25 protein-coding genes, 2 tRNA genes and 1 pseudogene are annotated in these 25,296 nt (G+C 60.7%); 13 read left to right on the top strand and 15 right to left on the bottom strand.

Annotated elements, in window-relative coordinates; genetic code table 11:
• Nucleotides 1-59: 59 nt before the first annotated feature.
• From VME63_RS03295 to murJ, 3 genes are all read left to right on the top strand, one after another.
• The gene (locus tag VME63_RS03295; protein ID WP_325430189.1) at nt 60-383 is read left to right on the top strand and encodes a YbjQ family protein; all 324 of its coding nucleotides are present in this window, start codon (nt 60-62) and stop codon (nt 381-383) included.
• Nucleotides 384-393: 10 nt separating this feature from the next.
• On the top strand, nt 394-711 hold the full coding sequence (locus tag VME63_RS03290; protein WP_325430187.1) for a hypothetical protein: 318 nt from the start codon (nt 394-396) through the stop codon (nt 709-711).
• 147 nt (nt 712-858) lie between these two features.
• Nucleotides 859-2,439 (top strand): murein biosynthesis integral membrane protein MurJ, encoded by a 1,581-nt coding sequence (gene murJ, locus VME63_RS03285; protein WP_325430185.1) that lies wholly within the window; start codon nt 859-861, stop codon nt 2,437-2,439.
• A 17-nt stretch (nt 2,440-2,456) separates the two neighbouring features.
• Here the strand turns inward: murJ and poxB are convergent, their stop codons facing one another.
• From poxB to VME63_RS03255, 6 genes are all read right to left on the bottom strand, one after another.
• The gene (gene poxB / locus VME63_RS03280; protein ID WP_325430183.1) at nt 2,457-4,187 is read right to left on the bottom strand and encodes a ubiquinone-dependent pyruvate dehydrogenase; all 1,731 of its coding nucleotides are present in this window, start codon (nt 4,185-4,187) and stop codon (nt 2,457-2,459) included.
• Nucleotides 4,188-4,283: 96 nt separating this feature from the next.
• A complete protein-coding gene (murB, locus tag VME63_RS03275) occupies nt 4,284-5,309 on the bottom strand; it encodes a UDP-N-acetylmuramate dehydrogenase (RefSeq protein ID WP_325430220.1) in 1,026 nt (341 codons plus the stop codon).
• Nucleotides 5,310-5,319: 10 nt separating this feature from the next.
• A complete protein-coding gene (locus VME63_RS03270; RefSeq protein ID WP_325430181.1) occupies nt 5,320-6,357 on the bottom strand; it encodes a quinone-dependent dihydroorotate dehydrogenase in 1,038 nt (345 codons plus the stop codon).
• A gap of 2 nt (nt 6,358-6,359) precedes the next feature.
• Nucleotides 6,360-7,127, bottom strand: a complete 768-nt coding sequence (locus VME63_RS03265; RefSeq protein WP_325430179.1) for a class I SAM-dependent methyltransferase — start codon at nt 7,125-7,127, stop codon at nt 6,360-6,362.
• A gap of 20 nt (nt 7,128-7,147) precedes the next feature.
• Complete coding sequence (locus tag VME63_RS03260; protein WP_325430177.1) at nt 7,148-7,912, bottom strand: SDR family oxidoreductase; 765 nt, start codon at nt 7,910-7,912, stop codon at nt 7,148-7,150.
• A 210-nt stretch (nt 7,913-8,122) separates the two neighbouring features.
• Entirely contained in the window at nt 8,123-9,658 is a 1,536-nt protein-coding gene (locus VME63_RS03255) for an aldehyde dehydrogenase family protein (protein ID WP_325430175.1), read from the bottom strand.
• Nucleotides 9,659-9,804: 146 nt separating this feature from the next.
• Between VME63_RS03255 and VME63_RS03250 the strand changes: the two genes are divergently transcribed.
• Together VME63_RS03250 and VME63_RS03245 are read left to right on the top strand one after the other, a co-directional pair.
• A tRNA-Arg gene (locus VME63_RS03250) sits at nt 9,805-9,881 on the top strand.
• Nucleotides 9,882-10,412: 531 nt separating this feature from the next.
• Nucleotides 10,413-10,754 (top strand): hypothetical protein, encoded by a 342-nt coding sequence (locus tag VME63_RS03245; protein ID WP_325430173.1) that lies wholly within the window; start codon nt 10,413-10,415, stop codon nt 10,752-10,754.
• Between the two features lie 130 nt (nt 10,755-10,884).
• Here VME63_RS03245 and VME63_RS03240 read toward each other — a convergent pair whose 3' ends face one another.
• Nucleotides 10,885-11,139: a GlsB/YeaQ/YmgE family stress response membrane protein gene (locus VME63_RS03240; RefSeq protein ID WP_325430171.1), complete on the bottom strand. Its 255-nt coding sequence runs from the start codon at nt 11,137-11,139 to the stop codon at nt 10,885-10,887.
• Between the two features lie 386 nt (nt 11,140-11,525).
• Between VME63_RS03240 and VME63_RS03235 the strand changes: the two genes are divergently transcribed.
• Nucleotides 11,526-11,780 (top strand): hypothetical protein, encoded by a 255-nt coding sequence (locus VME63_RS03235; RefSeq protein ID WP_325430169.1) that lies wholly within the window; start codon nt 11,526-11,528, stop codon nt 11,778-11,780.
• A 117-nt stretch (nt 11,781-11,897) separates the two neighbouring features.
• On the opposite strand, the gene VME63_RS03230 is transcribed toward VME63_RS03235, so the two are convergent.
• Entirely contained in the window at nt 11,898-12,422 is a 525-nt protein-coding gene (locus tag VME63_RS03230; RefSeq protein ID WP_325430167.1) for a hypothetical protein, read from the bottom strand.
• A 685-nt stretch (nt 12,423-13,107) separates the two neighbouring features.
• On the opposite strand from VME63_RS03230, the gene VME63_RS03225 reads away from it, so the two are divergent.
• The 5 genes from VME63_RS03225 to VME63_RS03205 all read left to right on the top strand — a co-directional run bounded on the left by VME63_RS03225 (nt 13,108) and on the right by VME63_RS03205 (nt 17,806).
• Entirely contained in the window at nt 13,108-13,608 is a 501-nt protein-coding gene (locus VME63_RS03225; RefSeq protein ID WP_325430165.1) for a YaiI/YqxD family protein, read from the top strand.
• A 70-nt stretch (nt 13,609-13,678) separates the two neighbouring features.
• A complete protein-coding gene (dbpA, locus tag VME63_RS03220) occupies nt 13,679-15,058 on the top strand; it encodes an ATP-dependent RNA helicase DbpA (RefSeq protein ID WP_325430163.1) in 1,380 nt (459 codons plus the stop codon).
• Nucleotides 15,059-15,311: 253 nt separating this feature from the next.
• Nucleotides 15,312-16,262, top strand: coding sequence for a hypothetical protein (locus tag VME63_RS03215; protein WP_325430161.1), 951 nt, complete (start codon nt 15,312-15,314; stop codon nt 16,260-16,262).
• Between the two features lie 425 nt (nt 16,263-16,687).
• A complete protein-coding gene (locus tag VME63_RS03210) occupies nt 16,688-17,107 on the top strand; it encodes a helix-turn-helix domain-containing protein (RefSeq protein ID WP_325430159.1) in 420 nt (139 codons plus the stop codon).
• A 93-nt stretch (nt 17,108-17,200) separates the two neighbouring features.
• Nucleotides 17,201-17,806, top strand: a complete 606-nt coding sequence (locus tag VME63_RS03205; RefSeq protein ID WP_414648193.1) for a nucleotidyl transferase AbiEii/AbiGii toxin family protein — start codon at nt 17,201-17,203, stop codon at nt 17,804-17,806.
• Between the two features lie 876 nt (nt 17,807-18,682).
• Here the strand turns inward: VME63_RS03205 and VME63_RS03200 are convergent.
• The 7 genes and pseudogenes from VME63_RS03200 to VME63_RS03175 form a co-directional block, all read right to left on the bottom strand.
• On the bottom strand, nt 18,683-19,189 hold the full coding sequence (locus VME63_RS03200; protein WP_325430157.1) for a hypothetical protein: 507 nt from the start codon (nt 19,187-19,189) through the stop codon (nt 18,683-18,685).
• 208 nt (nt 19,190-19,397) lie between these two features.
• The gene (locus tag VME63_RS03195) at nt 19,398-19,910 is read right to left on the bottom strand and encodes a tyrosine-type recombinase/integrase (protein ID WP_325430155.1); all 513 of its coding nucleotides are present in this window, start codon (nt 19,908-19,910) and stop codon (nt 19,398-19,400) included.
• Nucleotides 19,911-20,000 (bottom strand): annotated as a pseudogene (locus VME63_RS18425) (integrase arm-type DNA-binding domain-containing protein); the annotation flags it as partial. It abuts the gene before it with no gap.
• Between the two features lie 662 nt (nt 20,001-20,662).
• Entirely contained in the window at nt 20,663-21,046 is a 384-nt protein-coding gene (locus VME63_RS03190; RefSeq protein WP_325430153.1) for a hypothetical protein, read from the bottom strand.
• Nucleotides 21,043-21,456 (bottom strand): hypothetical protein, encoded by a 414-nt coding sequence (locus VME63_RS03185; protein ID WP_325430151.1) that lies wholly within the window; start codon nt 21,454-21,456, stop codon nt 21,043-21,045. Before VME63_RS03185 ends, VME63_RS03190 begins: the two co-directional genes overlap by 4 nt.
• Nucleotides 21,457-21,845: 389 nt before the next feature.
• A complete protein-coding gene (locus tag VME63_RS03180) occupies nt 21,846-23,006 on the bottom strand; it encodes a tyrosine-type recombinase/integrase (RefSeq protein ID WP_325430149.1) in 1,161 nt (386 codons plus the stop codon).
• Between the two features lie 170 nt (nt 23,007-23,176).
• Nucleotides 23,177-23,252, bottom strand: a tRNA-Thr gene (locus tag VME63_RS03175).
• Between the two features lie 194 nt (nt 23,253-23,446).
• On the opposite strand from VME63_RS03175, the gene pilV reads away from it, so the two are divergent.
• Together pilV and VME63_RS03165 are read left to right on the top strand one after the other, a co-directional pair.
• Nucleotides 23,447-23,956 (top strand): type IV pilus modification protein PilV, encoded by a 510-nt coding sequence (gene pilV, locus VME63_RS03170; RefSeq protein WP_325430147.1) that lies wholly within the window; start codon nt 23,447-23,449, stop codon nt 23,954-23,956.
• Entirely contained in the window at nt 23,953-25,296 is a 1,344-nt protein-coding gene (locus tag VME63_RS03165; protein ID WP_325430146.1) for a PilW family protein, read from the top strand. Before pilV ends, VME63_RS03165 begins: the two co-directional genes overlap by 4 nt.

Here is a 25,296-nt window from a genome sequence, read left to right as displayed (position 1 = left end):
CCGGGCCAGGCGTATCGTGTGCTGCAGCACCGCTTTTTCGAATACGCAAGGAGTGGGACATGCTGGTTGTCACAACCGAGAGCGTTCCTGGCCATCAGGTCGTGCAGGTCAAAGGGCAGGTATTTGGCCTGGTGGTACGCAGCCGCGGCATCGGCGGCAACATGATGGCGGGCATCCGCTCGCTGGTGGGCGGGGAGATCCACGAATACACCCAGATGCTGGAGGAGGCGCGCCGGCATGCGCTGGACCGGCTGGTGTCCAACGCCAAGGCGATGGGCGCCAACGCGGTAGTGATGATGCGCTTCGACTCGGCCGAGATCGGCCAGACCATGAGCGAGATCGTGGCCTACGGCACCGCCGTGGTACTCGATCCGCCGACCTGAGCGGCCGCGCATGTTACCGGTAGTGCTCTATGTGCTGGGTGGCCTGTTGCTGGTCGGGGCGTGCGTGGCCGCGATCACCGGCGTGCTGGTGGCGTTGTTGCCGCAGTTGATCGTCGGCGGCCTGATGCTGGTGATCGGGCTGGCGATCGAGCGATGGCGCTACAAGCCCTTGCTGCGCACGCTGCCCGATCCGCGCTGGAAGGATACCGGGGAGCGTTTCGTGGATCCGGGCAGCGGGCTGTTGACCGCGGTGTATTTCGATCCGCAGGGCGGCGAGCGGCATTACATCGTGGTGGATGAAGCGCGCATCGGCAGTGAGTGGCGCTGAAGGTTCCGCGACGGGGCCTTGGCCGGCACGAAGGCGGTGAGAAGAGGGCGCTTTCGCTAGCCGGGCACATGGGTGGCCAAGATGCCGGCGGAAAGCGCCGGCGACCCAACTGATACACTTCTCCCTTTTGCACGCACACAGGCAACCATGACGAAAGAGGCCGGCCGCGGACACGCCTTGCTGGTAGGGGCGGGCATCCTTTGCAGCCGCCTGTTCGGTTTGGTCCGGCAGCGGGTGTTTTCGCACTATTTCGGCCTGTCCGACGCCGCCGATATTTTCAGCGCCGCGCTGCGCGTGCCCAATTTCCTGCAGAACCTGTTCGGCGAGGGTGTGCTGTCGGCCTCCTTCATTCCGGTCTACGCCCGGCTGCTCGCGCAGCACAAGCAGGAGGACGCCGATCGCCTGGCCGGTGCGATCGCGGCGGTTCTCGCCTTGCTGATTTCGGTGATCGTCGCCCTGGGCATATGGGCGACGCCGTCCTTGCTGTGGCTGATCGCGCCGGGCTATGTCGGCGAGAAGCGCGAGCTGACCATCCTGATCGTGCGCATCCTTTTTCCCGGCACCGGAATCCTGGTGTGGTCGGCATGGTGCCTGGGCATTCTCAACAGCCACCACAAGTTTTTTCTTTCCTACGCGGCGCCGGTGGTCTGGAATCTATCGATGATCCTGACCATGCTGCTGTTCCGCCACCTGGCCGCCGATCGCTTGATCGTCTACCTGGCGTGGGGCACCGTGCTTGGCTGCCTGCTGCAATTTCTCGTGCAATGCGGGCCGGTGTTGAAACTGGTGCCGGGCATGCGCTTACGTCTGGATCTGCGCAACGTGCACGTCAGGCAGGTGGGCGGAAGTTTTCTCGGCGTGGCGATCGGGCGCGGTGTGGTGCAGATCAGCGCGTTTGTGGACCAGGCTATTTCTACCTTGCTCGGCAGCGGTGCGATTGCGGGCATGACTACGGCTTCGTCGGTGAATCTGTTGCCCGTGAGCCTGTTCGGCATGGCCATTTCCGCCTCCGAGTTGCCTACGCTGTCCCGAATGGCCGGCGATGAACGGGATGCGGAGTTGGCGGGGAAACTATCGGCGCGCTTGAACAACGGCCTTGAGCGCATCGCCTTTTTCATCGTGCCCTCGGCGATGGCGTTTTTCGCGCTGGGCAACGTGCTGGTGGCGGCCTTGTATCAATCAGGGGCGTTTACGCACAAGGATTCGCTGTATGTATGGGCAATCCTGGCCGGATCGGGTGTGGGTCTGCTGGCCTCGACCTTCGGGCGCTTATATGCGTCCACCTATTACGCGCTGCGCGACACCCGCTCGCCGTTGCGCTTTGCCTTGGTGCGGCTGGCGTTTACGGCCATGCTGGGGCTGGCCAGCGCGTTGTTGTTGCCTAAGGCTTTCGGCGTTGCGCAACAGTGGGGCGCGGTGGGTCTCACCGCGTCGGCGGGCGTGGCCGGCTGGATCGAATTTCATCTTTTGCGCCGCAAATTGAATAGCAGGCTAGGCCACACCGGCGTGGCCTGGACCTTGATGGCCAAGCTATGGGTTTCGGCCGGCGTGGCGGCATTGGCGGCCTGTGGCGTGGAATATGCGTTGCGCCGGCAAGGCCCGATCGTGCTGGCGTTGTTCGTGCTTTCGACCTACGGCTTGGCTTATTTCGCATGCACGTATGTATGGCGCATCAGGTTGTGCGTGGAGCTGGTCGAGAAGTTGGCGCGCCGCATGCGTATCGGCTGAGCGGTGGGCCGCCGCGATCAGCGGCGCAGGTTGCTGCGGGCCAGCTCGATCAATTCGTCGCCGCGCCCATTCATTACGGTGCGCAGAGCCCACAAGCTGAAGCCTTTCATCTGTTCCAGTTGAATCTTCGGCGGCATCGACAGTTCCTGGCGATTGGTGACCACGTCCACCAGCGCCGGCCCATTGTGCGCAAAGGCGTCGCGCAAGGCTTTTTCCAAATCACCGGGATCCTCGACGCGCACGCCATAAATGCCCGCGGCGCGGGCGAGGGCGGCGAAGTCGGGGTTGTCGAGTGTCACCCCCGTGGGCAGGAAACCGGCTGCTTTCATTTCCAGCTCGACAAAGCCAAGCGTGCTGTTGTTGAACACCACGATCTTCACCGGCAGCTGATGCTGCACCAGCGTCAAAAGATCGCCCATCAGCATCGAGAACCCGCCATCGCCGGAAAGGCTCACCACCTGCCGTTTCGGGTACGCCGTCTGCGCACCGATTGCCTGCGGCATCGCATTGGCCATCGAGCCATGCACGAACGAGCCGAGCAGGCGCCGCCGGCCGTTCATGTGCAGATAACGCGCGGCCCAGATGGTCGGCGTGCCGACATCGCACGTAAACACGGCGTCGTCGCTGGCGACGTCGCTCACCACCTTGGCGACGTATTGCGGATGGATCGGCTTGCTGCCGGGCTTGCCGATGGCAAGATCGTTGAGGCCTTCGCGCGCTTTCTGGTAACGCGCGAGGCTGGTTTTCAGGTGCGCATCGTCGCTGGCTGTTTTCAGGCGCGGCAGCAATGCCTGGATGGTGGGGGCGATATCGCCGACCACGCCCAGATCGAGCTTGCAGCGCCGCCCGAGATTTTCCGGACGCAGATCGATCTGGCAGATTTTCGCCTCGTCGGGGAAAAATTGCCGATATGGAAAATCCGTGCCGAGCAGCAGCAGGGTATCGCAGCCCATCATCGCTTCGTAGCCGGAGCTGAAGCCGATCAAGCCGGTCATGCCCACGTCGTAGGGGTTGTCCCATTCCACGTGTTCTTTGCCGCCCAACGCGTGCACCACCGGCGCCTTGAGCGTTTGGGCCAACTCGATCACCTCATCGTGCGCACCGGCGCAGCCGCGGCCGCAGAACAAGGTGACCTTGCGGCCGGCGCCCAGCAAGTTGGCGAGTTGATCCAGCTGTGTGTCGGGCGGCACGACGTTGGGCGCCACCGGCCGCAAGCTTTCGCCGGCGGCGACCGGGCCGCTGGCTTCGGACAGGGCGACGTCGCCGGGAATCACCAGCACGGCGACGCCGCGCTTGCCCACGGCAGTGCGGATCGCCGTGGCGACGCTGCGATGGATTTGCGCGGCGCTGCTCACCAGCTCGCAATAGTGGCTGCATTCCTGGAACAGGTTCTGCGGATGGGTTTCCTGGAAATAGCCGCTGCCGATTTCCGCCGATGGGATGTGCGCGGCGATGGCCAGCACCGGCGTGCGCGAGCGATGTGCGTCGTACAGGCCATTGATCAGATGCAGGTTGCCGGGGCCGCAGGAACCGGCGCACACGGCCAGTTCGCCGGTCAATTGCGCTTCGGCGCCCGCCGCGAAGGCGGCCGATTCCTCGTGCCGGTAATGAATCCACTGCATGTCCTTGCGCTGGCGCAGCGACTCGGTAATGCCATTGAGGCTATCGCCGACCAGGCCGTGGATGCGCTTCACGCCGGCCTGGGCGAGGGTCTCGACCAGGACGTCGGCAACGTTACGGATGCTCATGACGCCATTCCTTCCGTGACCGCGGGCAAGGGCGTGGATTGTGCCAAAGGCCTGCTTTGAATTCCGTAAACACGCCCGCCGCGGCGGCTGGCCGGGTCAGCCGCCGACGATCATCGGCTCCGGCTCCAGCCGCACGCCAAAGCGAGCCTGTACGCCCTCGATCACGCGCTGGGCGAAGGCCCACAATTGCGGACCGGTGGCTTTGCCGTGATTGACCAGCACCAGCGCATGCCGATTGGAAATGCCCGCGTCGCCTTCGCGCACGCCCTTGAAGCCGGCGGCCTCGATCAGCCACGCGGCGGAAAGCTTCCAGCGTGCGTCGCTGCCGGGCCATGCGACCAGCCCGGCATGTTCGCACTTGAGCGCCTCGCCCTTGTCAGCGTCCACGATCGGGTTCTTGAAAAAACTGCCTGCGTTGCCGATGACGGCCGGATCGGGCAGCTTGCGCGTGCGCAGGTGCACCACCGCCTCGGCGACGTGGAAGGGTGCGGGTTTTTCCACGCCCATGCGTTCCAGCTCCTCGCGGATGCCGGCGTAGTCCAATTGCAAGGCATGGCTGCGCGGCAGCGCAAAACGCACGGCCGTGACGATGAAGCGGTTGGGCAGGCGCTTGAACAGCGAATCGCGATACGCGAACGCGCACGCCTGGCGGTCGAGCGTGACGACCTTGCGTTCGGCCAGGTCCCATGCTTCCACGCTTTCGATGAACTGGGCCACTTCAGTGCCATAGGCGCCGATGTTCTGGATCGGCGCGGCGCCGACTGTGCCGGGAATCAGGATCAGGTTTTCCAGCCCGGCGAAGCCTTGGCCGAGCGTCCAGCGCACGAAGTCGTCCCAGCGCTCGCCGGCGGCCACCGCGATGCGCGCGACATCGCCATCCTGCTCCACGTGCACGCCACGCGTTTCCATCGCCAGTACGGTACCGTCGATATCGCCGGTCAAAAGAATATTGCTGCCTTCGCCGAGCACAAACAGGCGGCCGTTGCCGATGGCCGGGAAATCCAGCAGTTCGGGCAGTTTCGCGGCATCGTGGATTTCGGCGAGCAGCTTGGCGCGCGCGGCCACGCGCAGGGTGTTGCGCGCGCCAAGCGGCGCGTTTTCGATCAGCGTGTAGCCGCCCATGTCGGTGCGTTCAACCTGCATCGTGTTGTTCCTGCCGGCGGCGGATTTCGTTGACGCATTCGGCGATCAGCGCGGGGCCGCGATAAATCAGGCCCGAATACAGTTGCACCAGCGAAGCGCCGGCGTCGAGCTTGTCCGCCGCGTCGCCGCCTTCCAGAATGCCGCCCACACCGACAATGGCGATGCGATCGCCCAGCCGCCGTCGCATGCCTTGCACCACGTGCGTGGATTTGGCCAGCAACGGCCGCCCCGACAAGCCGCCGATTTCGCCGCCGAGCGGATCGTCCGCCACCGCGCCGTGATCGATGGTGGTGTTGGTGCAGACCACCCCGTCCACGCCCACGGCCAGCAACACCTCGGCAATGCTATCCAGCTCCGCTTCGGTCAGGTCCGGCGCGATCTTCAGCAGCATCGGCTTGCGCGCGCCCTGCTGCGAACCGAGCCGTTCCTGCGCTTGGCGCAGCGTTTCGATGAAGCGCCGCAACGTGGCTTCTTCCTGCAGGTCGCGCAGGCCCTTGGTGTTGGGCGAGGAAATGTTGACGGTGATGTAGCTGGCGTGCGCATACACGCGCTCCAGGCAAAACAGGTAGTCGTCCACCGCCTTGTCGTTGGGCGTGTCCTTGTTTTTGCCGATGTTGATGCCCAGCACGCCGCGGTAGCTGGAGCCGGCCACGTTGCGCACCAGCGCATCCACGCCCTCGTTGTTGAAGCCCATGCGGTTGATGATGGCTTCGTGGCGCGGCAGGCGAAACAGGCGAGGGCGCTCGTTGCCCATTTGCGGGCGCGGCGTGACCGTGCCCACTTCGATGAAGCCGAAGCCCAGCGCACCCAGGGCGTCCAGGTGCGCGGCGTTCTTGTCCAGGCCGGCCGCCAGGCCCACCGGATTGGGAAACTGCAGTCCGAACGCCTCGGTCGGCACACCTTGCGCCGGGGTGGCGACAAAGCGGGACAGCTCGCTGCGATAGGCCACGTCCAGCCCGTACAGGGTGAGGCCGTGGGCCGTTTCGGCATCCAGTTTGAACAGCAGCGGGCGGATCCAGTCGTACATGCTCAGAGCACCTCACCCACGTAGACGCGCGTGTCGTAGTCGAAGCTTATCCGACCATCCACCGCGCAGGCATCGAACAGCTCGCGCAGGGCGCCGATCATCGGCGCATGCTGGGGATGATCGGGTTTGGGCGCATACGAGGACGACATCAACCTGCCGCGCAGCGATGGGAAATCGAGCAACTGCTTGTGCTCGAATTCGCCCATGCCCCGCCAGCCGGCACCGAACCATTGGCGCATGCGCGGCTCATCGCCGTAGCGTTCGGCGACGCTGGTGTAGTCGGTGCCGTATTTCTGCAGCACCGCTTCATATCCCACCAGGAACGGCGTGCCTTGGAGCCGGCGCGAGTTCCAGTAGATGGCGGCGAGCCCTCCCGGGCGCAGGATGCGCTGGAATTCCCGGTGCGCGGCGGCCGGGTCGAACCAGTGAAAAGCCTGCGCCACGGAGACGAGATCGGCGCTGTCATCGTCGAGCGTCGTCGCGTTGGCGCGCCCATCCACCGCGCGAAACTGCCGGTAGCCATGCAGCCATTCCACGGCGGCCCCGCGCATGGCCGCATTCGGTTCGACGGCGACGACGGCGTGCCCGGCATCCAGGAACATCTTGCTGGAAATGCCCGTGCCCGCGCCCACGTCCGCAACGCGCCAAGCGGCGTTTACGCCTTGCGCATCGCCCAGCCAGCGAAGCAGGGCGAGCGGGTAGTCGGGGCGATAGCGGACATAGTCGGCGACGCGGTCGCTGAAGCGTTCGGTGCTGCGCAGGTCAGTCATGGGAGTTGTCCATTCAAGCGTTATCCATTCAATTGCTGGCCGCCATCGACGCAGAGCGTCTGCCCGGTGATCCAGCTGGCCCAGGGAGAGGCAAGAAACAGTGCCGCATGCGCTACTTCTTCGGGCGTGCCGTAGCGGCCGAAGGGAATCTTCGCCAGTACGGTGGCATAGCGCGAGGGATCTTCGCGCTTGCAGCGATCCCACAGGCCGCCGTCGAACTCGATCGAGCCCGGCGCGATGGCGTTGACGCGGATGCGTTGCGGCGCAAGCTGCAATGCTTGCGAGGATGCGTAGTGGCATAACGCCGCTTTCATTGCGCCGTAGACGGGCGTGCCAGGGCGCGGATGCAGGCCGGCGATGGAACTGGTGTGCAGAATGCTGGCATGCGGCGAGGCGGCAAGATGCGGCAACGCCGCTCGCGACGCGCGCACGGCGGCCAGTAAATCCACGTTGAAATCGGCCAGCCACGCGTCGTCGCCATCGCCCGGGCCATAGCCGGTAGCATTGTTGATCAGCACGTCGATGCCGCCCAGCGATTGGGCGGCCTGGTCGATGTAGGCATCGATGGCGGCCGCATGGCCGAGGTCGCAGGACTGGCTGTGCACCGGCACGCCATGTTTGGCGATGGCGTAGACGGTATCGCCCAGCGCCGCCTGTCCGCGCGCGCAGATCGACACCGCGGCGCCCGACGCGGCGAAGGCAAGCGCCATGCTGCGGCCAATGCCCTTGCTGCCGCCTGCGATCACCACGCGGTAACCGCGAAAGTCGAAGGGAGAGGATGTCATGTCGCAATCCGCCAAACTTGCCGAATGAAGTCCTCTCCCTATGGGGAGAGGGTTGGGTGAGGGGTCAGTCTTGCGAAAGAGTTGGTTTTCTTCCACTTCCATGCGCCATGGGCACATCAAGCCGGTCATGAACGTCGCGGCACGCGCGACCCCTCACCCCAGCCCTCTCCCCATCTTCGATCGAAGAAGGGAGAGAGGGCGTCTGAAGGATTACAGATCGAACTTGATGCCCTGCGCCAACGGCAACGCGTTGGAATAATTGATGGTGTTGGTCTGGCGGCGCATGTACACCTTCCACGCATCCGAACCCGATTCGCGGCCGCCGCCGGTTTCCTTCTCGCCGCCGAACGCGCCGCCGATTTCCGCACCGGACGTGCCGATGTTGACGTTGGCGATGCCGCAATCGGAACCGGCCGCCGATAGATACTGCTCGGCCGCCTTCAGGTTGGTGGTGAAGATCGAGGACGACAGCCCTTGCGGCACGCTGTTCTGCAGCTCGATCGCTTCGTCGAGCGTCTTGAACGGCATGACGTAGAGGATCGGCGCGAAGGTCTCGGTCTGCACTACTTCATCGCTGTTCTTGAGGCCCGTGACGATGGCCGGCAGCACAAAGTTGCCCTGGCGGTCGGTGAGCGCGGCGCCGCCGGTGCGCACCGTGCCGCCGCTGGCCTTGGCCTTTTCAATCGCGGCCAGGTAGGCGCTTACCGCTTCCTTGCTGTTGAGCGGGCCCATCAGCGTGGTGGCCAGGGTAGGGTCGCCGATCTTGCCTTCCACCTGCTTGTAGGCGGCGACCAGCTTGTCGGTCACCTCGCCGAGGATCGCCTCATGCACGAACAGCCGGCGCGTGGTGGTGCAGCGCTGGCCGGCGGTGCCGACCGCGCCGAACACGATGGCGGGAATGGCCAGCTTAAGGTCTGCGCTTTCGTCCACGATGATGGCGTTGTTGCCGCCCAGCTCCAGCAGCGAGCGACCCATGCGCTGCGCCACGCGTTCGCCCACCATGCGGCCCACCTTGGTCGAGCCGGTGAAGCTGATCAGCGGAATGCGCTTGTCGTCCACAAAAGCCTGCGAAAGCGCCACGCCCGCGTCGTTGAACAGGAAGAACAGATCCGGGAAGCCGGCGTTCTTGAGCGCTTCATTGCAGATCTTCATGGTGGCGATGGCCGAAAGCGGCGTTTTCGGCGAGGGCTTCCAGATGCAGATGTCGCCGCAGATCGCGGCAAGCATCGCGTTCCACGCCCATACCGCGACGGGGAAGTTGAACGCGCTGATGATGCCCACGATGCCCAGCGGCTGGTACTGCTCGTACATGCGATGGCCGGGGCGCTCCGAATGCATGGTGTAGCCGTAAAGCATGCGGCTCTGGCCGACGGCAAAATCGGCGATGTCGATCATCTCCTGTACTTCGCCGTCGCCCTCGGGCTTGATCTTGCCCATTTCCAGCGCGACCAGGGAGCCGAGCGCATCCTTATGCTTGCGCAGCGCCTCGCCGCACAGGCGCACCGCCTCGCCGCGAACCGGTGCCGGGGTGGTGCGCCAGACCTTGAAGGCTTCCTGGGCGCGCTTGACGATGGTTTCGTAGTCGGCGGCGCTGGAGGCGTGCACGGTGCCGATCACCTCGCCGGTGGCCGGATTGAGCGGCTGCAAGGTGCCGGCGCTGGTGGTCTTGGACCACTCGCCCTGGCCAAGATAGGTACCCGACTGCTCGCCGCTAAGACCGAGCGCCTTGAGGATTTCGTGGGACATGCGTGCTCCTGGGACGTGGCGCCAGGCGGCGCCCTGGAAAAGGGGAACGCCCATTCTAACAGGCGGGCCTTCTTAGGGCGTTTCCGACGGATCGCCATGCGCCGCGATCCATGCCAAAATCGCGGCCCATCAGGCACTTCAGCCATGCCCCCGTAGCTCAGTTGGATAGAGCGTCCCCCTCCTAAGGGGAAGGTCGTACGTTCGAATCGTATCGGGGGCACCATTTCGCCTTCGCGTTGCGGTGCCTTGCCGGGCACGCGTCGCCGGCCATCTCGGGCCGATGGGTTTGTGCGTGCCGAGGGCGCGGCATCGTGGCGGCGGCCTTGGCGTTATCGCTATAAATCTTTGTTTCGGACCCACGTTCGCTAAGCGCGCAAAGCGTGGGCACATGGCTGGGCGTGAGCGTTGCCGTCATAGCGCGCCTAGTGCGCTGCACCAATCGGTGCGCCCATGGGCGTCAGCCCATCGAAAGCTAATGGCCATGTTTTCCAAGAAACGCGCAGCAAGGTTAATGGCCAGCTGAATCGTCCCGTGGTTTGCCGTTGCACTTGTCAACGTGGGCCACTTCCGCTCGTTCATGGCCACTGTGCGGGGTGAGGGTAGGCGATGGATGCAGGGAGCCGGAGGAGACACCATCGGCCAGACGCACAAAAACCGTTGCCCCGCCCGACGCATGCCTGCCGCTTTGTCCCTACAAGAGCGAAGCGGCGAATTCAAAAAACGTAACGTCCGCTAACAGACACAGGAATTTGCCATGAATGCAAAGTCGACTTTTACCGTTATCGGTCTGGTCATCGGCGCGGCCCTCGCATCGGGTTCGGTGATGGCGCAGACGAGCGATGTTCCAGGTCACCCGCGCATCAACGAAGTAAACAATCGCCAGCAGAACCAGCAGAATCGCATCAATAACGGCTTGAAGAACGGCACCATGACCCACGCCCAGGCCGCGCGTGACGAAACGCGCGACGCCAACATCGCCCGCCGCGAGAGCGTGGACGAAGCCAAGCACGGCGGTCACCTGACCAAGCAGGAACAGAAAAACCTCAATCACGCCGAAAACCGCAACAGCCGCGATATCTATCGCCAAAAGCACTGATTCCGATCGCAAGTGATCATGCAGGCCCTGGAACCTCCCGTGCATGCACGGGAGGTTTTTTATGGCCGGCGTGTTGCGCGTAATGCGAGGGAAGCACAAGCCGGTCAGATGAAAGCCGCTACGCGGCCCGTCAAGCGCGCTTGAACAAACGCACCACGAACAACAAGATGACCGCGCCCACCGTGGCAGTGATGATCGATGCAATCCAGCCCGCGCCAAGGCTGATGCCCAGCACACCCGACAGCCAGCCGCCGACAAACGCGCCGACGATGCCTACCAGGATATCGACCAGCAAACCGAAACCGCTGCCCTTGACCAGCTTGCCCGCCAGCCAGCCGGCGATGGCGCCGATGATCAGCCAGGCAAGAATGTCGTGTGTTCCCATGGAGAGTGCTCCCGTTGATGTTGGATGGACGAGCGTTGCCGATACAAAAAAATGCCAGGCATGATCCTTCGAGGAATCCATGCCTGGCATAACCCACACTCACGATGCGAAACATCCCGGCGGACAGGATTCAAGGGGGGAAGAATCCATGTTGTCCGCCTGCCGCGTCACCGCGTATCCACGCGCCTGCAAGAGCGTGGGGGATCCGTTGGCACCAGCCTATGCGGCGAGCACGCAGGTCGCCGCGGTGGTTGCGTCCGGCGGGGTTAGCTTGATGGTTTGGCCGACGGGGCTGAATCGGAAAATTCCGAATCTTGGCGTTGGCGGCGCCTATAATGCCGTGTCGCGAAACCTGTGGACCGGCGTGCCTTCGAGGGTGTTTCAACATGAGCTACAAGCAGCCGCCGCTCAACCGTGGCGTCAACCCTGTGAAGATGAATTGGCTGTGGCGGCTGACCTGCCAGGTCGGTTATGTGGGGATTGACGATGTGCTATCGGCACTGCGGGGGGCGGGTGTCGAGGTGGGCCGGGAGCGTGCCATGGGATGGCTGAAATCGGAAGGGGAGGATGGGTATTTCCCGCTGACGATCGCGGAGTTGGAGCAGAATTTGCGTGCGCTGCAAGTTGCGCGGGCGGAATGACCGGTTGGCAGGGTTAAGTGGTGACACCGGCCGATAGTGCAGATCCACGTCGGCGTCACCATCGTCATCATCCGGGCGTAGGCCGGCGCCCCCGCGGCATCGGTTTTCGGCTATGCGTTATACCTGGGGATACGCCAGCACCGTGGAGCCGATAACGATGATTCCCATGGCGGTGGAAAATGGCACTTTGAACAGCTCCGGCTGCTCGAATCCCTGCGATCTGAGCAGTTCCTGTATCGCGTTGGCAACCTGAAATTGTTTGGCGTGCTCGGTTTTTGCGACCACCATGATGCGGTGGGTTTTTAACCACGATTTGGAATAATCCATGATTCCGCCGCTGCCGTTGCAGTGAGCCAGATGCGTGCCTGTTCTGCCGATGGCGATGACAGGTACGCAAGGTCCGAACGAATCGGAGACCAACGGCTTTTTATACGTCTGGTCCGTAGCAAAAGAGGCGATGCCGACGCACGTGGCGGCATGCCCGAAGAGATCGACCTCATGGTTATCCAACATTTGGGTCGTTGGAGAGTAAGGCGCTTTTTGCGACAGATTGAGATAGTAAAGCCGCCTTTGATTGAGCGACTTATCCATGATCATCTGCACGCACTGTTGCAGTGTTCCATGCACCTGTTTGGTTTTCATGTGCGGTCCCTCTTATTTCGAAAACGGTAAGCCGGGTTTCTCGCCGCACGGATGCAAGCCTGCTGACTTGCGGTGCCCGCGGGGGCGCAAGTATTTATGGCAAGCTGATCCGGCCCGAGGCGACTTCTTCAGCCAGCGCTGCAGTCGGGAAGCCGTCGGTTTGTACAAAGCGCATGTCGTTCTCCCATCCCTCGGCAAGGTCAGCCCTGGGTCGAAAAACAGGCGTACTTAGATGGAGCTTCGATCCAGAATGCTCCACCGACCATGGGCAGGCAAGCCTGGCGTGAAGGGTGGGGCGGACGGCGGCATAAGTCACTGAATAGGCTTCAATGTCCAAACGGCTGCGGGCGCAGTAGGGGCGTTTGGGCCGTCTCGATGCGCCTGCCGGGAATCCGTTGGGTAGGCCGTTCGCGGACGGCTTGCGCTAACTCACCAAGCTGAAAGCGCAAGCCTGCAACGAGAAAACGGTGCGAGTTGCCGCCAGTCGACCCAGTGCCACGTCATCGACTCGCAATCGGTTGCACCCTGCGATCTTTGCCTGATAAAGCGCGCGGTCGGCACGCATCGTCAATCGATCCAGCGTCTCGCGGGTTTCCGCAGGGCACACCCCCGCTCAGCCCGTCCCAGGCGATAATGCGCCACTATTGTCCAGGGCAGCACCTGGACAACCTGCCCAGGTTCATCCATGACCGCTTCCGAAACCACTGCTACGCAGATCTGGGTCGACGCCGATGCTTGTCCGGGCGCGATCAAGGACATCCTGTTCCGTGCGGCCGAGCGCGCGAACGTTCTGGTTACGCTGGTCGCCAATCGGCCGTTGCCGCGCCCGGCATCGCGTTACGTCCGCGCGCTTACGGTAAGCGGCGGCCTGGATGAAGCGGACAACGAAATCGTGCTGCGCATGCGCGCAGGCGATTTTGTCGTCACCCAGGACATTCCGCTGGCCGCGCGCGTGATCGAGAAGGGCGGCATAGCGGTCAATCCGCGCGGGGAACTGTATACGCCCGACAACATGGCCGAACGACTGTCGATGCGCAACTTCATGGAAGAACTGCGCGGCGCGGGCGTCCAAACCGGCGGCCCCTCCGCATTCCATGCACGCGACCGGCAGGCCTTTGCCAATCAGCTCGATCGCTGGTTGGTACAACGCGCCAGTCGCGGTGGGCCAGGCACTGCAAGTCGCTGAACGCTCAAGCTGAGCCCGGTGGGCGGCGTAAGCGCGGGCGTCTGCGGCGAAGATCGTGCGATCATGTCGCATGACCGCCTTCAACACGCTCTCCCTTAAACCGGCCTTGCTCGCCAGCGTCGAAACGCTCGGTTACGGCCAGATGACGCCTGTCCAGTCGCAAACCCTTCCGCTCATGCTGGAAGGGCGCGACGTCATCGCCCAGGCCCAGACCGGCAGCGGCAAGACCGCGGCCTTCGGCCTGGGCCTGCTGCAATCGCTGAATGTGGAAACGATCCGCCTGCAGGCGCTGGTGCTGTGTCCGACGCGCGAGCTGGCCGACCAAGTGAGCAAGGCGATCCGCAAGCTCGCCGCCAACATTCCCAACGTGAAACTGCTGACCTTATGCGGCGGCATGCCGCTGGGGCCGCAACTGGCTTCGCTCGCGCACGATCCGCACATTGTGGTCGGCACGCCCGGCCGCGTGCTGGAGCACCTCAAACGCGGCAGCCTGCACGGCGGCGGCATCAAGGTGCTGGTGCTGGATGAGGCCGACCGCATGCTCGACATGGGTTTCAGCGAGGCCATCGACGACATCGTCGGGCGCATCGCCAAACATCATCAGACGTTGCTGTTCTCGGCCACCTATCCGGACGACATCCGTGCGGCGAGCCGGCGCTTGCAGTGCGATCCGGTCGAAATCATCGTGCAGGCGCCGGTCGAAGCAAAGCCGGCGATCGAGCAGCATTTCATCGACGTCGATCCGCAACGCAAGCTCGACGCACTGGCGCAACTGCTCAGCGACGAACGCGGACAACACGCACTGGTGTTTTGCAATATGCGGCGTGACGTGGACGCCGTGGCCGAGGAACTGGACCGCCGCGGTTTCTCCGCGCTGGCGCTGCATGGCGACATGGAGCAGCGCGATCGCGACGAAGTGCTGGTGCAGTTCGCCAACCGCAGCTGCGCCGCGCTGGTGGCCACCGATGTGGCCGCGCGCGGGCTGGACATCACCGCGCTACCGCTGGTGATCAGCTACGACGTCGCTCACGATCCGGATACGCACATCCATCGCACCGGCCGCACTGGCCGCGCCGGACGAACCGGCCTGGCCGTTACGCTGTGCACGCCGCGTGAAAAGCCCAAGGCGCAGAACATCGAGCAGGCGCTCGGCCAGCCATTGCCGTGGCAACCGTTGAAGCTCGAGCCGCCGCGCGGCAAGACCCTGCATCTGGCGCCGATGAAAACGCTGGTGATCGACGCCGGCCGCCAGGACAAACTGCGCCCTGGCGACATTCTTGGTGCGCTCACCGGCGATGCCGGCCTCAAGGCCGACGACGTCGGCAAGATCGATGTATTTGCCACGCGCGCCTACGTCGCGGTCAATCGTGCACTGGCAAACAAGGCGCTGGAGCGCCTGCGGGCCGGCAAGATCAAGGGGCGCAATTTCCGCGTACGCGCGCTGCACTGACATTCAGCTCGTTCAGCGCAGGGAGAGGTGTGGGCGTTTTGGTGAGCGCAACGCTTGATGATCGACGCCTGTTTCAGCCAATGATGGCGGGTGCGCATGCCATGCACCCGGGTATTGGGCGCAAGTGCATGCGATGCCCATTGGCACGTCGAAATACGATGCTTTCGCGAGGGGCGCTGTACACTAGGTTATAAAAAAGTGTTCCGCATGGTTTGACCCCAAGACTTGGAAAGAGCTTTGGCACGATATGCACATGCGCATCATGGAAACCTACGCGAAAACTTCCCATTTCAAATGGGAATGGCGATCGCTGAACACCGACGAGCTTAGCCGCGACGAATACGCCAGCTGCTACCACCAGTGGGGAGGCAGCTTTATCGTCCATCCGGATGTTTTGAGATATTTTGAAGACGTGCACGGCATAAAAGCCCGCTATCGCGGCTACTTCCGGCACGGACAATGCGTAGGCGCAATTGCGGTCTGGGGGGAATTCATCGCGGGGGATTATTCAGCGCTTCGCGCACACCGGATGATCGACAAAGTGGATTTTGGATATCCGGCGGTTTACTTGCCGATCGATCCTTCGCATCGATGCACGATCCTCTACAAGGCAAAATATTTGCTAAAGCTACAACGGCCACAACTCGCCGGCTTGCTATTCCTTAAGCAGGACGCGAAAAGCATGGCTATCCTCAAGAAAATCCCCGAGGAGCTTCCCTCCGGCAAAAAGGAATTCCAGCTCAAAACGCGCCGATTCGAGCGCCAGGGCGGTGTTGTGCGCGATGTTCAAGAGTTCAGCGGTGAGGAAGTGGCCGGCATTTACATAGACCTCTTTCGCCAGCGTTGGGGCGATGTGCCGCATGCATCTCATTCGTTAGGCGAGACGCTTTCGGTGCTTAAGAAATTTCTGTTCGGCAAAATTCTTTGCCTTGGCGAAACGCCTGTTGCCATCCAGCTCAATTTTCGAGCCGATACGCGCCGCACGATCTGTATCGACTACGTCAACGGCGGAGCGGACAAATCATTGAAAAAACTTAGCCCAGGCGCGTTGCTCTCCTACATCAACGGACGCAACGCCTGGGAAGAAAGCCGGCTTGCCAACAAGCTTCTTGTTTATAGCTACGGTAAGGCCAATGTCGAATACAAGGAGCAATGGTGCCACAGCGTTCCGCGAGGGCTCAGCGGATTGTGGCTGCCCAGCTGAAAACAGAGCGGTTGTAGCCGGTCGGTTTATCGGCTTGCGCGCTCATTGGGTCTAAATGGAACCCAGCGAGCGGCGCACATGTGATAAACGTCGGCGCGAAGCCGGAGCGGTATGAAAAAAATCCGACTTGGTCTGCATGCCCTGTGTCTTTCGGTTACCAAGGCGCTGGCAAGACGTCGAAGCTTGGTTTGCGAGAGGGGTTTTGCAGCCAACTGCGTCACCGGTCCTGCCTTCCAGCAAGCGGCATGGGCGTCCCCGAGAGAGCGATCAAAGGCGTGCCCATATGCACAGCCTCCGGAATCGTAAGCACCTTCAACCCATGCGCAGCTTCGAGGTGGTTGGGCCTTTGTCATTTCTGAACGAGGGTGGGCCTAAAGTATGTCGCATATACGTGACATTTACACCAAATGTCGTGTATTTGAGACATGGACCAGACCGCAAAAAACCATCCTCTGCAGGAACTCGGCGCCGCGCTGAGGGCCGAGCGGGAGCACATGGGCCTCACTCAGGCGGCCTTGGCCGCCTTGGCGGGTATCGCCCGCCAGAAGCTTATCCAGGTTGAGCAGGGACGCCCCAGCGTGGCCATGGGTGCCTACGCGGCCGTGATGCGGGCGCTTAATTTGGCGCCGGCCGTCAAAGAGCCGACCGTGGCGATCGACGCGTACCCCCAGCTAAAGCGTGTGGCGTGGAACCGACCGGGCAAGCGGACGATTCCCGAACGGGAAGCCCTGGCCCTCTATGAGCGCAACTGGCCCCTCATCGACGAGGCCGCCATGGATAGCCAGGAACGCGCGCTGCTCAATGATCTGGTGAAACGTTACGGAAATGGAGTGCTCCATGTTTGAGCGCACCATCAACGTATCGCGCACGTACTTCGTGCGCTCGATGGCGACCTGCTACGCCGGACGAAGTGCTATTTCGCCGGTGGCGCTGCCATCGTGCTGCAGTGTGGCGAATACCGCGAATCCGTCGTCATCAATTTCCTGTGCGCGGATGCGCACGGTTACCGCATGCTGCGCGAAGCCATTGCATTACCCACCTTGGGTAATCTAATGCGCTATCCCGTCAAATACCTGCGCGACGTAAGAACCGACAGGGACAAGATCTCGACGATACTGGAGGTCGATGGCGCCGCTATAAAATTCGAATTGGTCCGCGAAGCGCGCATCGAACTGGAGGAAAGCAGTCAGGAACTGCTCGGCATTCCCTTGATCGAACCCGTCGACGCCTATGCTGAAAAGCTACTTGCGAATACCGATCGAGGTCTCGATAAGGCGACACTCAGTCGCGACATGATCGACCTGGCCATGATGATCGATAAGTGGGGGCCCATCCCGCCACGTGCATTCGAAAAGGCGGAAGCAGCCTACGGCGCATCCATCCTCAAGGCTTGGAACAGGAGTGTGCAGATGCTGTCCGACGACGCCTATCTCGCAAACTGCCTGCAGACCATGTCCATGGACATCGCCTTGGCAGGTAACATCAGACGTCACCTGGAACACCCGTGGGGTGATGGTGCGCTTGCGATCAAGCCGCACGGCTGATCCCCTGGCGGGGCGCCGCAAATTCGCCACCGCAGCTGGTTCACATCACATCATTCAAAGCAAAACAGCGCGTCGCACGGCTTAGGTGTAATGCGCCGGGTTAATTGTTGGAACTGGCGTGGAAACAGCAATCACAAAGATTGCCTAAATTGTTGATATATTTATAAATATATCAGTGTTCATTTAGCGTGTACCCCAAAAAAGATCCCCGGATTGCGGTTGCTTGGTCATGCTCAGAATGAGCATCTCGCGCCCCCCAGCCTGGGCCTTCGCCGATAAAAAAGCCCGCGAGGGGGCTCGCGGGCTTTTGGATCATCCGTCTTTGCAATGCGTCGCCGGGAGGGGAGGCCTGGCTAAGCGATGGGATTGGTGTCTCTCGACATGCAATAACTATACCGTATAGTTTGTTAATAGGATGTAACTCGATGGAACGCAGGCCCGAGCCTCGCGCTCGGAGCGCTTATGCGCCAGACCACCAGGGCGACCCCAGACCCGCACGCTCGATGACACGGAGCGGTGTATCTAGCATCCAGAAGCTCGACGACGCCTTCGTTAAGGATGCTCAGGCCAAAGGTATTGATTCTTCGGTGAATGTCGAGCAGATGCAGGATTGGGCTGCGACTTGCAAAGCGCTGGGTCAGTGAAAGGCTCATCCTTCATCCCCATCTGGAGGAGGGATGAGGCCGCGAGGAGACGTGAAGTGGTGTATGGCGCCGGGCTGTGCGGACTGGTTTGAATTCCGCGAGATGGAGACGATGGCATGCAGGGCGAGGCGCTTTTTCGCCTCGCCCTGCATGGAAAAGGTTTTCTTTTTTCGTAATAACGATCGCGCAAGATCGTTACCAACCGAATGCAGTTGACCTGGTGCAGAGGCAATTATCCCGGAGCGATCTGCAAATCAACTCCAGTCGAGCCGTGTGTCGATCCGTTGCAGGTAAAAACTGCTCGACCAGGAATCGGCGATGTAGACCCATTGCTCAGACCGACTTGACTATAGCCTGGCGGCCCGGGAACGTGAGGTGGACCGCCGATAAACTGAAAAGCAGAGATGAGGTAGGTTGCCGGGCCTTCTCCAGCTGAAAGTTGCTGGTTCACTTGCTCAGGATTCGCATTCAGATGGTGAACTATTGTGTTGACCGGGGTGTTCTGCGTAATGTCATGAACATAAATGACACAACCTGTTGCGCTTCCCGTGAACGATCCTCTGACCTCGACACGTTGATGAGGTGAAAGGAGAACCTTGAACGACTCCTCAACGTTGATCTGACCTACCGTCTTAGTCGGTACGTTATTTGGGTAGTCCACCGCACCCGCTAGCGGCATAAATAGGCTGGCCGCCACTGCCAGCGCGAACGAAGTAGTGCTTATCACTTGCTTAGTCATAAATCCCCCAATTCAATGACGAGCGAGACGGACATAACAGTCCGGGCGAGTTTGTAAGCCCGACAAATACAAGAAGAATAGATCTACCGGTTATTACCGATGTTCCAACCAGAAAACATCCTGCGAGCCAACAAGGTTGGCTCGTCACTTAAGTAATATCCGGGAACCCCTGTCTCTGTACGGCCTTACAAAGTAAGGCCAGGGAAACCTAACATCCTTCAACATCGCTCGCGCAAATAAAACGTATAGAAGATAGCGCTTTCGCTTGACGAGGATTTAATGAACAGATGGTGGGATCGTTCGCTGCAGTAATGGTGACGAGGATACCGGTGTTACGCATATCCGCATGCTCCATACATACCCATGGCCATGCCGGAGTTAGCGCGCCACGTAGATCTGCGGTGGGATCATGTTTTGCACGACCAGTGGCAATCGCATAACGGAAGATTTGTCCGCAGCGCTGCTTAGTGCGATGAACGGTCTCATGGGCACCGCGATCTTCGATACGGCGCAGCAATTTCAGCATTTCTGGAGCATCGATTCCGCTGATTGGTCGGTTACCGATCCAAGGGTTAACCAGGTCATGCAGTGTCCATCGTGCTTTTTCCATTGTGGCGGGCGCCATACGTGCTGTCTGTTTGGCTAGCCATCCTTCCGCGATCACAGCAAAACTGTTAGCTGCGAGCTCTTCCCCGGCGGCCTTCGCAACTTTGCGTTGCATACCGGGATCAACGCCTGTCGCAAGTAGCTCCCGGGCCTTATCACGCCCTTCGCAGGCCTTGGCTAGGCTTGAATCTGGGTAGGAGCCCAGTGCTAGCCTTTTTCCTTGCCTTCAAACCGATACTTGAGCCGAAACAGCTTGCCACCTTGAAGGAGCGACTTCCAGGTACATCCCTTTCTCGTCATACAAGCGATATGACTTGTCAGCGGGCTTGGCCTTTTTGATCGAAATATCGCTCAGGCGCATGGTCGCCCCTTTGGGGGCATCGAAATTTACGATGGACTATATGCCCCCAGGAATGCCCCCGTTAACGGCTGAATTGCAATGGATGCCTCCGGACATCATTGGACACAAAAAAGCCGGAACCTTTGCTGCTGCTAGGGATTCCGGCCTTCGTTGGACTGTCTTGGACTAAAAAATGGTGCGGAAATAGGAGTCGAAAATAGATATATAAGTTATTGGAAATATTGCATTTTTATAGATTAAAGTTTGCTTGATACCCCCATAAATACCCCCTTCAATAGACTGCTTGCGTCATCATGTCATCGGCAAAAAACGAAAACTGCTGGGCGTGCGTCGCGTGCAGGATGACGGGTGGGTGGTTTCTATCTTCTTTTTCCTAGTCAATTAGAAAAAGACTGATGACAGTGATGACAACCTTCCCAAACCGTGACCTGTCTAGATTTGGCTGTCATCAGCGACCCTGATGACAATGGTCACTCTTGATGAGTATGGACCATAGTTTTTGGGGGTTACTCATCAGATGGGTCGCTTTCACTTGGTGCCTTGCTTCGCCAAGAACCTGTTTCGATGAGGACGGCCTTATTCCCATCATCACCCCAGAATGCCTGCTCTTTTTTCCAGTAGTAGAAGTGTGCTGTCCGCCCATCTGATATCTCTTTTTTTGAAGCTTTTCCTTCCCGAGTGTAGATAACTACAAGGTCTCCGGCTTTTACTTCTTCATCTGGAAACCAGTAGGCATCACTACTTCCAGAAATGGGGTAGCCAGTCTTCTTCGACTTCTTGCTGCGGAGTACTAAATAGTCACCGATGTCGACATCCTCTAACACACGAAGCACAAGTCGCTCTTTTTCCAAAACTCCCACGTCAGCGAAGGATTTGATAGAAAGCTTCATTTGTTACTCCGCTTCGACAGGAGGCACGCACCAAGTAGAGAAAATCCGGCGATGGCTATCAATATGAATTCTGCCCAATGCTCCCATGCATATGGTAGGAACCCAAGGACAAGACAGCCAACACCTAAGAGTGAAGACTGCATAGAGTCGAGCGAGCTATAGCGTTTTTGAGCTGATTCGGCAGCGATTAGCTGCTCACGAGTATCGTGATATTTTTCACGAAATTTCTTCATCGACTCAAGCTCAGTCTCAGCCTTATATAGCCGGTCGATAAGAAGCTTTTGGACCCCTGGTTGCTTCAGTTCATTCGGAGTTACTTTGAGATCGATGCCGGCCAAAGCGCTTTTTGGAGTAGCTTCAACGCCAGAAGTTGTCGCTCCGCTGTCATCAGGGACTTCTTGTTGGGTCATTTGGCATCCTTGCGATACAAGATGAGGATCCAGTCGAAGTTCATATGCTCACCTGAGTGTTTAGAAGCTGCTCGTCACCACCGCTTCCCGGATTCTACGCATCTAACTGGTGTGCGTCATTGAGGACTGGTAAATATTGTCGTGATGTCTGCTGTCATTGGCCCTAACTGTGCCGCCGCGCACGGGCGGCCTTGCGCTTGGTGGTCGCAGGCGCTGCCTTGCTTGCACGCGGTGTATCTTTGTTGGCCTTCTTAGCAGCCTTGCTCGATCCGGCAGGGCTGGCCTCAGTAGTCGCCTGCTGGGCTGCACGAACCCCGGCTTCTACGGCTCGCCCGAACTGTTCCATGTTGCTGCCGCAGGCGTGCATCCAGTCCCATAGCTGTAGCCCATCAAGGTGCTTGTATCTGCATCATCCTCTTGCGTTCATCTAGATACTGTGCGCGATTGTAGGCGGCACGCACCTTGTTGCGCTCTGCGTGCGCTAGCTGGCGTTCGATAACATCCGGTTTCCATCCCATCTCGTTCAAACGCGTGGATGCCATCGCGCGGAATCCATGGCCGGTCATCGTATCCTTATCGAAGCCCATGCGCCGCAAGGCGGCATTTACGGTGTTCTCTGACATGGGGCGACTCGCGCTGCGTTCTCCAGGGAATACGTAGCGACTACGTCCGGTTAATGGGTGCAGTTCACGAAGCACCGCTATAGCTTGTAGTGGCAGGGGAACGATATGTTCCTCGCGCATCTTCATCTTCCCGGCAGGGATACGCCATACCGAATTATCTAAGTCAAATTCGTCCCACTCGGCATGGCGAAGCTCGCCCGGTCGCACGAACACCAATGGTGCAAGTTTCAAAGCGGAGCGTGCAACCAACCCGCCGCCATAACCATCAATGGCGCGTAGTAGTTCACCTACTGCTTGTGGATCAGTGATTGCTGCACGTGACTTCGTAACTACGGGCGCTAATGCCCCGCGCAGATCGCCCGTTGGATCGTGCTTTGCGCGTCCGGTGGAGATGGCGTAGCGGAAGATTTGGCTGCAACGCTGCTTGGTACGGTGTGCAGTTTCGTGCGCTCCTCGTTCTTCTATCCGGCGAAGTACGCGCAGCATTTCTGGTGCGTCGATTTCGGCAATGGGACGATTACCTATCCATGGTGATACCAAGTCGTCTAGCGTCCACTTGGCTTTCGCATATGTGGCTTCGGCCATCCGAGGTTTTTGCCGCTTCAGCCATTCTGTGGCAATGGCGTTAAAAGTGTTTGTGGCCGCAACCCTGTCGGCCACCTTGCGCACACGTTTCATTGCGCCCGGGTCATCGCCATCACGAAGTAGGGCGCGAGCAGCGTCCCAGCGCTGGCGAGCCTCACTCAGGCTTACCTCGGGGTAGACGCCGAGCGCCAGCAGCTTCTCCTTGCCGCTGTGGCGATACTTCATGCGCCAATAGCGACCACCTTCCTGTACGTGCAGGTACAAGCCGCCCCCATCGAAATGCTTACCGGGTTTAGCGGCCTTGATTGCCAATACGGTCAGTTTGCCGGTGTCACTTGCCATGACGAATTCCCAGCCAGATACCCCCACGGGGTCTTTATACCCCCGAACATACCCCCGCATCGCACGAGCTGCAATGGGATGCCTTGAGACGTATAGGTACAAAAAAACCCGCATTTCTGCGGGTTTTGGTGGTTTCATGGTTTGTCGTGGGACGACCTGAAACTTATAAATGGTGCCGGAAATAGGAATCGAACCTACGACCTACGCATTACGAATGCGCCGCTCTACCAACTGAGCTATTCCGGCGGAGCCGCCTAGTTTACGGGGGTGCCGGTTGGGCTGCAAGCCGCTTTGGGTGGGTCGGATTAACCCGATAGGCCGGCGAGGCATTGGCTGACTCAACGTATGGCACTTCGCCGTGCTCTCGGACAGCCGTTGGCGCCTACCGGGCAGGTGGCGGGTCGGTCAAAGTAGTGGCGGGATTCACAGGGAAGTTGTCCATGCAGTGCCTGCAGCGCCCGCGCGGTGTGACGTTGATTGAGGTGTTGGTGGCCGTGCTGGTGTGCAGCGTCGGCCTGATTGGGATGGCCGCGTTGCTGGTGACGTCGGCGCGGTCCAATCATGCGGCCTACCTGCGCACGCAGGTGAGCTTTCTGGCACAGGGCATGGCCGATCGCATGCGGGCCAATCCGGCCGGTGTGCGCAGCGGCGGCTACAACGGCAGTTTCCCCAATGGCAGCACGCAGGATTGCGAATCCGGCTGCACGCCGGCTCAGCTGGCCATGCACGATCGAGGCGTGTGGAGCCGTCAGTTGCAGACCCTGTTGCCTGCCGGTGCGCGGGCGACCATCGCCTGCCGGCAGGACGGCGCCTTCGCTCCAGTGGGGCAGTCTCCGTATGGCGGTCGTTGCACGATGACCATGACATGGGCCGAGTCAGGCCAGGGTGCGGCCGGTTCCGATGAAAACGATCGCGCCATGCAGACGTTGGCCTGGGAGTTCCAGCCATGAGCGCGCCGCCATCGTCGCGACGGCAGCGCGGGATGTCGCTGATCGAATTGATGATCGCGATGCTGCTTGGATTGTTGGTGAGCGCGGGCGTGGTGGTGCTGTTCGATTCCGCGTCGCGCTTTTTTTCCGCCCAAGCGCAGCTGTCACGGCTGCAGGAAGAGGGGCGTTTCGCCATCGCGCAGATCCGCAGCGACCTGGCCATGGCCGGCGGCCAGTATTGCAACAACTCTGGCGGCGATGCGCGCGGCGTCGCCGATTCAGGCGTGGATGGCCTGCGTGCGCCCACGGTGTACGCCAGCGATATGAATGCGCTGACGAAAGCGCTTGCCGATGTCACCACGCCACTGGGGGCGGTGCCTTCCGCTCCGTATACGTTTCCGTCGTCCCTCGCCATGCGCGGCTACGACTGCACTACCAACGCGTGTACGCCGCTGGATCCGAGCAAGGGCACCAGCATTCCGGCGATGGGTACGGCAGTCGGCAAGCGGGTGGTGGGGGCGTCGGTGATTACGGTGCGCTACGTCAATCCGTCCGGTGGTTGGACGGTTTCGGCCGATAGCGGCGCATCGGGCAGCAAGGTGATCAAGCAAGGGGATGGGAGCCTTGGCATCCGGCTGGTACCAGCCGCCGGCGAGCCGGCAATCAAGGATTTTCAGGGGTCGCTTGCGTTATTGGCCGATTGTTCGAACGGCCAGGTTTTTGCGGTATCCGGGCAAGGCTCGTCAACGCTGGCCTCGACTGGAAACAACACCGTCCAGCCGGTCCTCGACGAGCGTATGGCGGCGCCCAGGCTGTTCGATCTGAGCCGCAATTTACAGACCGTTACGTATTACCTGAAAGTGGTGGATAGCGGCGACGGTTCGGGCCATACGACGGGCGGGCTGGTCCGGCGCGTCAATGGCGGCAACGGTGCCGTGAACGGCGGATCGGCCGAAGAAATCGCACGCGGCGTCGAGCGTCTGGATTTCCGGTATGGGGTTCGGTTGCGTGATGGCAGCGTGCGTTATTACACCGCCGCGCAAGTCGATAACGCGCCAACGTCCGATTGCCTTGCCGTACCGGTGCCGATGCCGGGCGGCGGCGACCACGGTTGCCTCTGGCGTTCGGTGAGCCTGATCGAAGTGAATCTGCTGATGGACGGCCAGCACCCGCTGTATTCGCTGACGCCGGACGAACTTGCTTACACCTACGCGGCCGACAACGCATCGAAGGGGCCGCAGTCGCCGCAATCGCCCATCGCCGCCGATCGAAACGTGACGCCGCCGCAGCAGGGCTTCCCCCTTCCCATGCTCAGGCGCGAATTCAGCACCGTCGTCGCCGTGCGCAATGTCAATCCTTAA

Origin of the sequence: Dyella sp. (assembly GCF_035503745.1) — a bacterium.
Lineage (GTDB): Bacteria > Pseudomonadota > Gammaproteobacteria > Xanthomonadales > Rhodanobacteraceae > Dyella_B.
The sequence above is the reverse complement of the archived record's forward strand: the minus strand, read 5'-3'. Positions and strand labels throughout refer to the sequence as shown.

What these genes read in the sequence shown, in the direction of transcription:
- VME63_RS03245 (WP_325430173.1), top strand. Translation starts at nt 10,413, where the DNA reads ATGAATGCAAAGTCGACTTTTACCGTTATCGGTCTGGTCATCGGCGCG.
- VME63_RS03230 (WP_325430167.1), bottom strand. Translation starts at nt 12,422, where the DNA reads ATGAAAACCAAACAGGTGCATGGAACACTGCAACAGTGCGTGCAGATG.
- VME63_RS03260 (WP_325430177.1), bottom strand. Translation starts at nt 7,912, where the DNA reads ATGACATCCTCTCCCTTCGACTTTCGCGGTTACCGCGTGGTGATCGCA.
- poxB (WP_325430183.1), bottom strand. Translation starts at nt 4,187, where the DNA reads ATGAGCATCCGTAACGTTGCCGACGTCCTGGTCGAGACCCTCGCCCAG.
- VME63_RS03225 (WP_325430165.1), top strand. Translation starts at nt 13,108, where the DNA reads ATGACCGCTTCCGAAACCACTGCTACGCAGATCTGGGTCGACGCCGAT.
- VME63_RS03165 (WP_325430146.1), top strand. Translation starts at nt 23,953, where the DNA reads ATGAGCGCGCCGCCATCGTCGCGACGGCAGCGCGGGATGTCGCTGATC.
- pilV (WP_325430147.1), top strand. Translation starts at nt 23,447, where the DNA reads ATGCAGTGCCTGCAGCGCCCGCGCGGTGTGACGTTGATTGAGGTGTTG.
- VME63_RS03190 (WP_325430153.1), bottom strand. Translation starts at nt 21,046, where the DNA reads ATGAAGCTTTCTATCAAATCCTTCGCTGACGTGGGAGTTTTGGAAAAA.
- VME63_RS03195 (WP_325430155.1), bottom strand. Translation starts at nt 19,910, where the DNA reads ATGCAACGCAAAGTTGCGAAGGCCGCCGGGGAAGAGCTCGCAGCTAAC.
- VME63_RS03210 (WP_325430159.1), top strand. Translation starts at nt 16,688, where the DNA reads ATGGACCAGACCGCAAAAAACCATCCTCTGCAGGAACTCGGCGCCGCG.
- VME63_RS03235 (WP_325430169.1), top strand. Translation starts at nt 11,526, where the DNA reads ATGAGCTACAAGCAGCCGCCGCTCAACCGTGGCGTCAACCCTGTGAAG.
- VME63_RS03265 (WP_325430179.1), bottom strand. Translation starts at nt 7,127, where the DNA reads ATGACTGACCTGCGCAGCACCGAACGCTTCAGCGACCGCGTCGCCGAC.
- VME63_RS03180 (WP_325430149.1), bottom strand. Translation starts at nt 23,006, where the DNA reads ATGGCAAGTGACACCGGCAAACTGACCGTATTGGCAATCAAGGCCGCT.
- VME63_RS03215 (WP_325430161.1), top strand. Translation starts at nt 15,312, where the DNA reads ATGCGCATCATGGAAACCTACGCGAAAACTTCCCATTTCAAATGGGAA.
- murJ (WP_325430185.1), top strand. Translation starts at nt 859, where the DNA reads ATGACGAAAGAGGCCGGCCGCGGACACGCCTTGCTGGTAGGGGCGGGC.
- VME63_RS03290 (WP_325430187.1), top strand. Translation starts at nt 394, where the DNA reads ATGTTACCGGTAGTGCTCTATGTGCTGGGTGGCCTGTTGCTGGTCGGG.
- VME63_RS03270 (WP_325430181.1), bottom strand. Translation starts at nt 6,357, where the DNA reads ATGTACGACTGGATCCGCCCGCTGCTGTTCAAACTGGATGCCGAAACG.
- murB (WP_325430220.1), bottom strand. Translation starts at nt 5,309, where the DNA reads ATGGGCGGCTACACGCTGATCGAAAACGCGCCGCTTGGCGCGCGCAAC.
- dbpA (WP_325430163.1), top strand. Translation starts at nt 13,679, where the DNA reads ATGACCGCCTTCAACACGCTCTCCCTTAAACCGGCCTTGCTCGCCAGC.
- VME63_RS03240 (WP_325430171.1), bottom strand. Translation starts at nt 11,139, where the DNA reads ATGGGAACACACGACATTCTTGCCTGGCTGATCATCGGCGCCATCGCC.
- VME63_RS03295 (WP_325430189.1), top strand. Translation starts at nt 60, where the DNA reads ATGCTGGTTGTCACAACCGAGAGCGTTCCTGGCCATCAGGTCGTGCAG.
- VME63_RS03185 (WP_325430151.1), bottom strand. Translation starts at nt 21,456, where the DNA reads ATGACCCAACAAGAAGTCCCTGATGACAGCGGAGCGACAACTTCTGGC.
- VME63_RS03255 (WP_325430175.1), bottom strand. Translation starts at nt 9,658, where the DNA reads ATGTCCCACGAAATCCTCAAGGCGCTCGGTCTTAGCGGCGAGCAGTCG.
- VME63_RS03200 (WP_325430157.1), bottom strand. Translation starts at nt 19,189, where the DNA reads ATGACTAAGCAAGTGATAAGCACTACTTCGTTCGCGCTGGCAGTGGCG.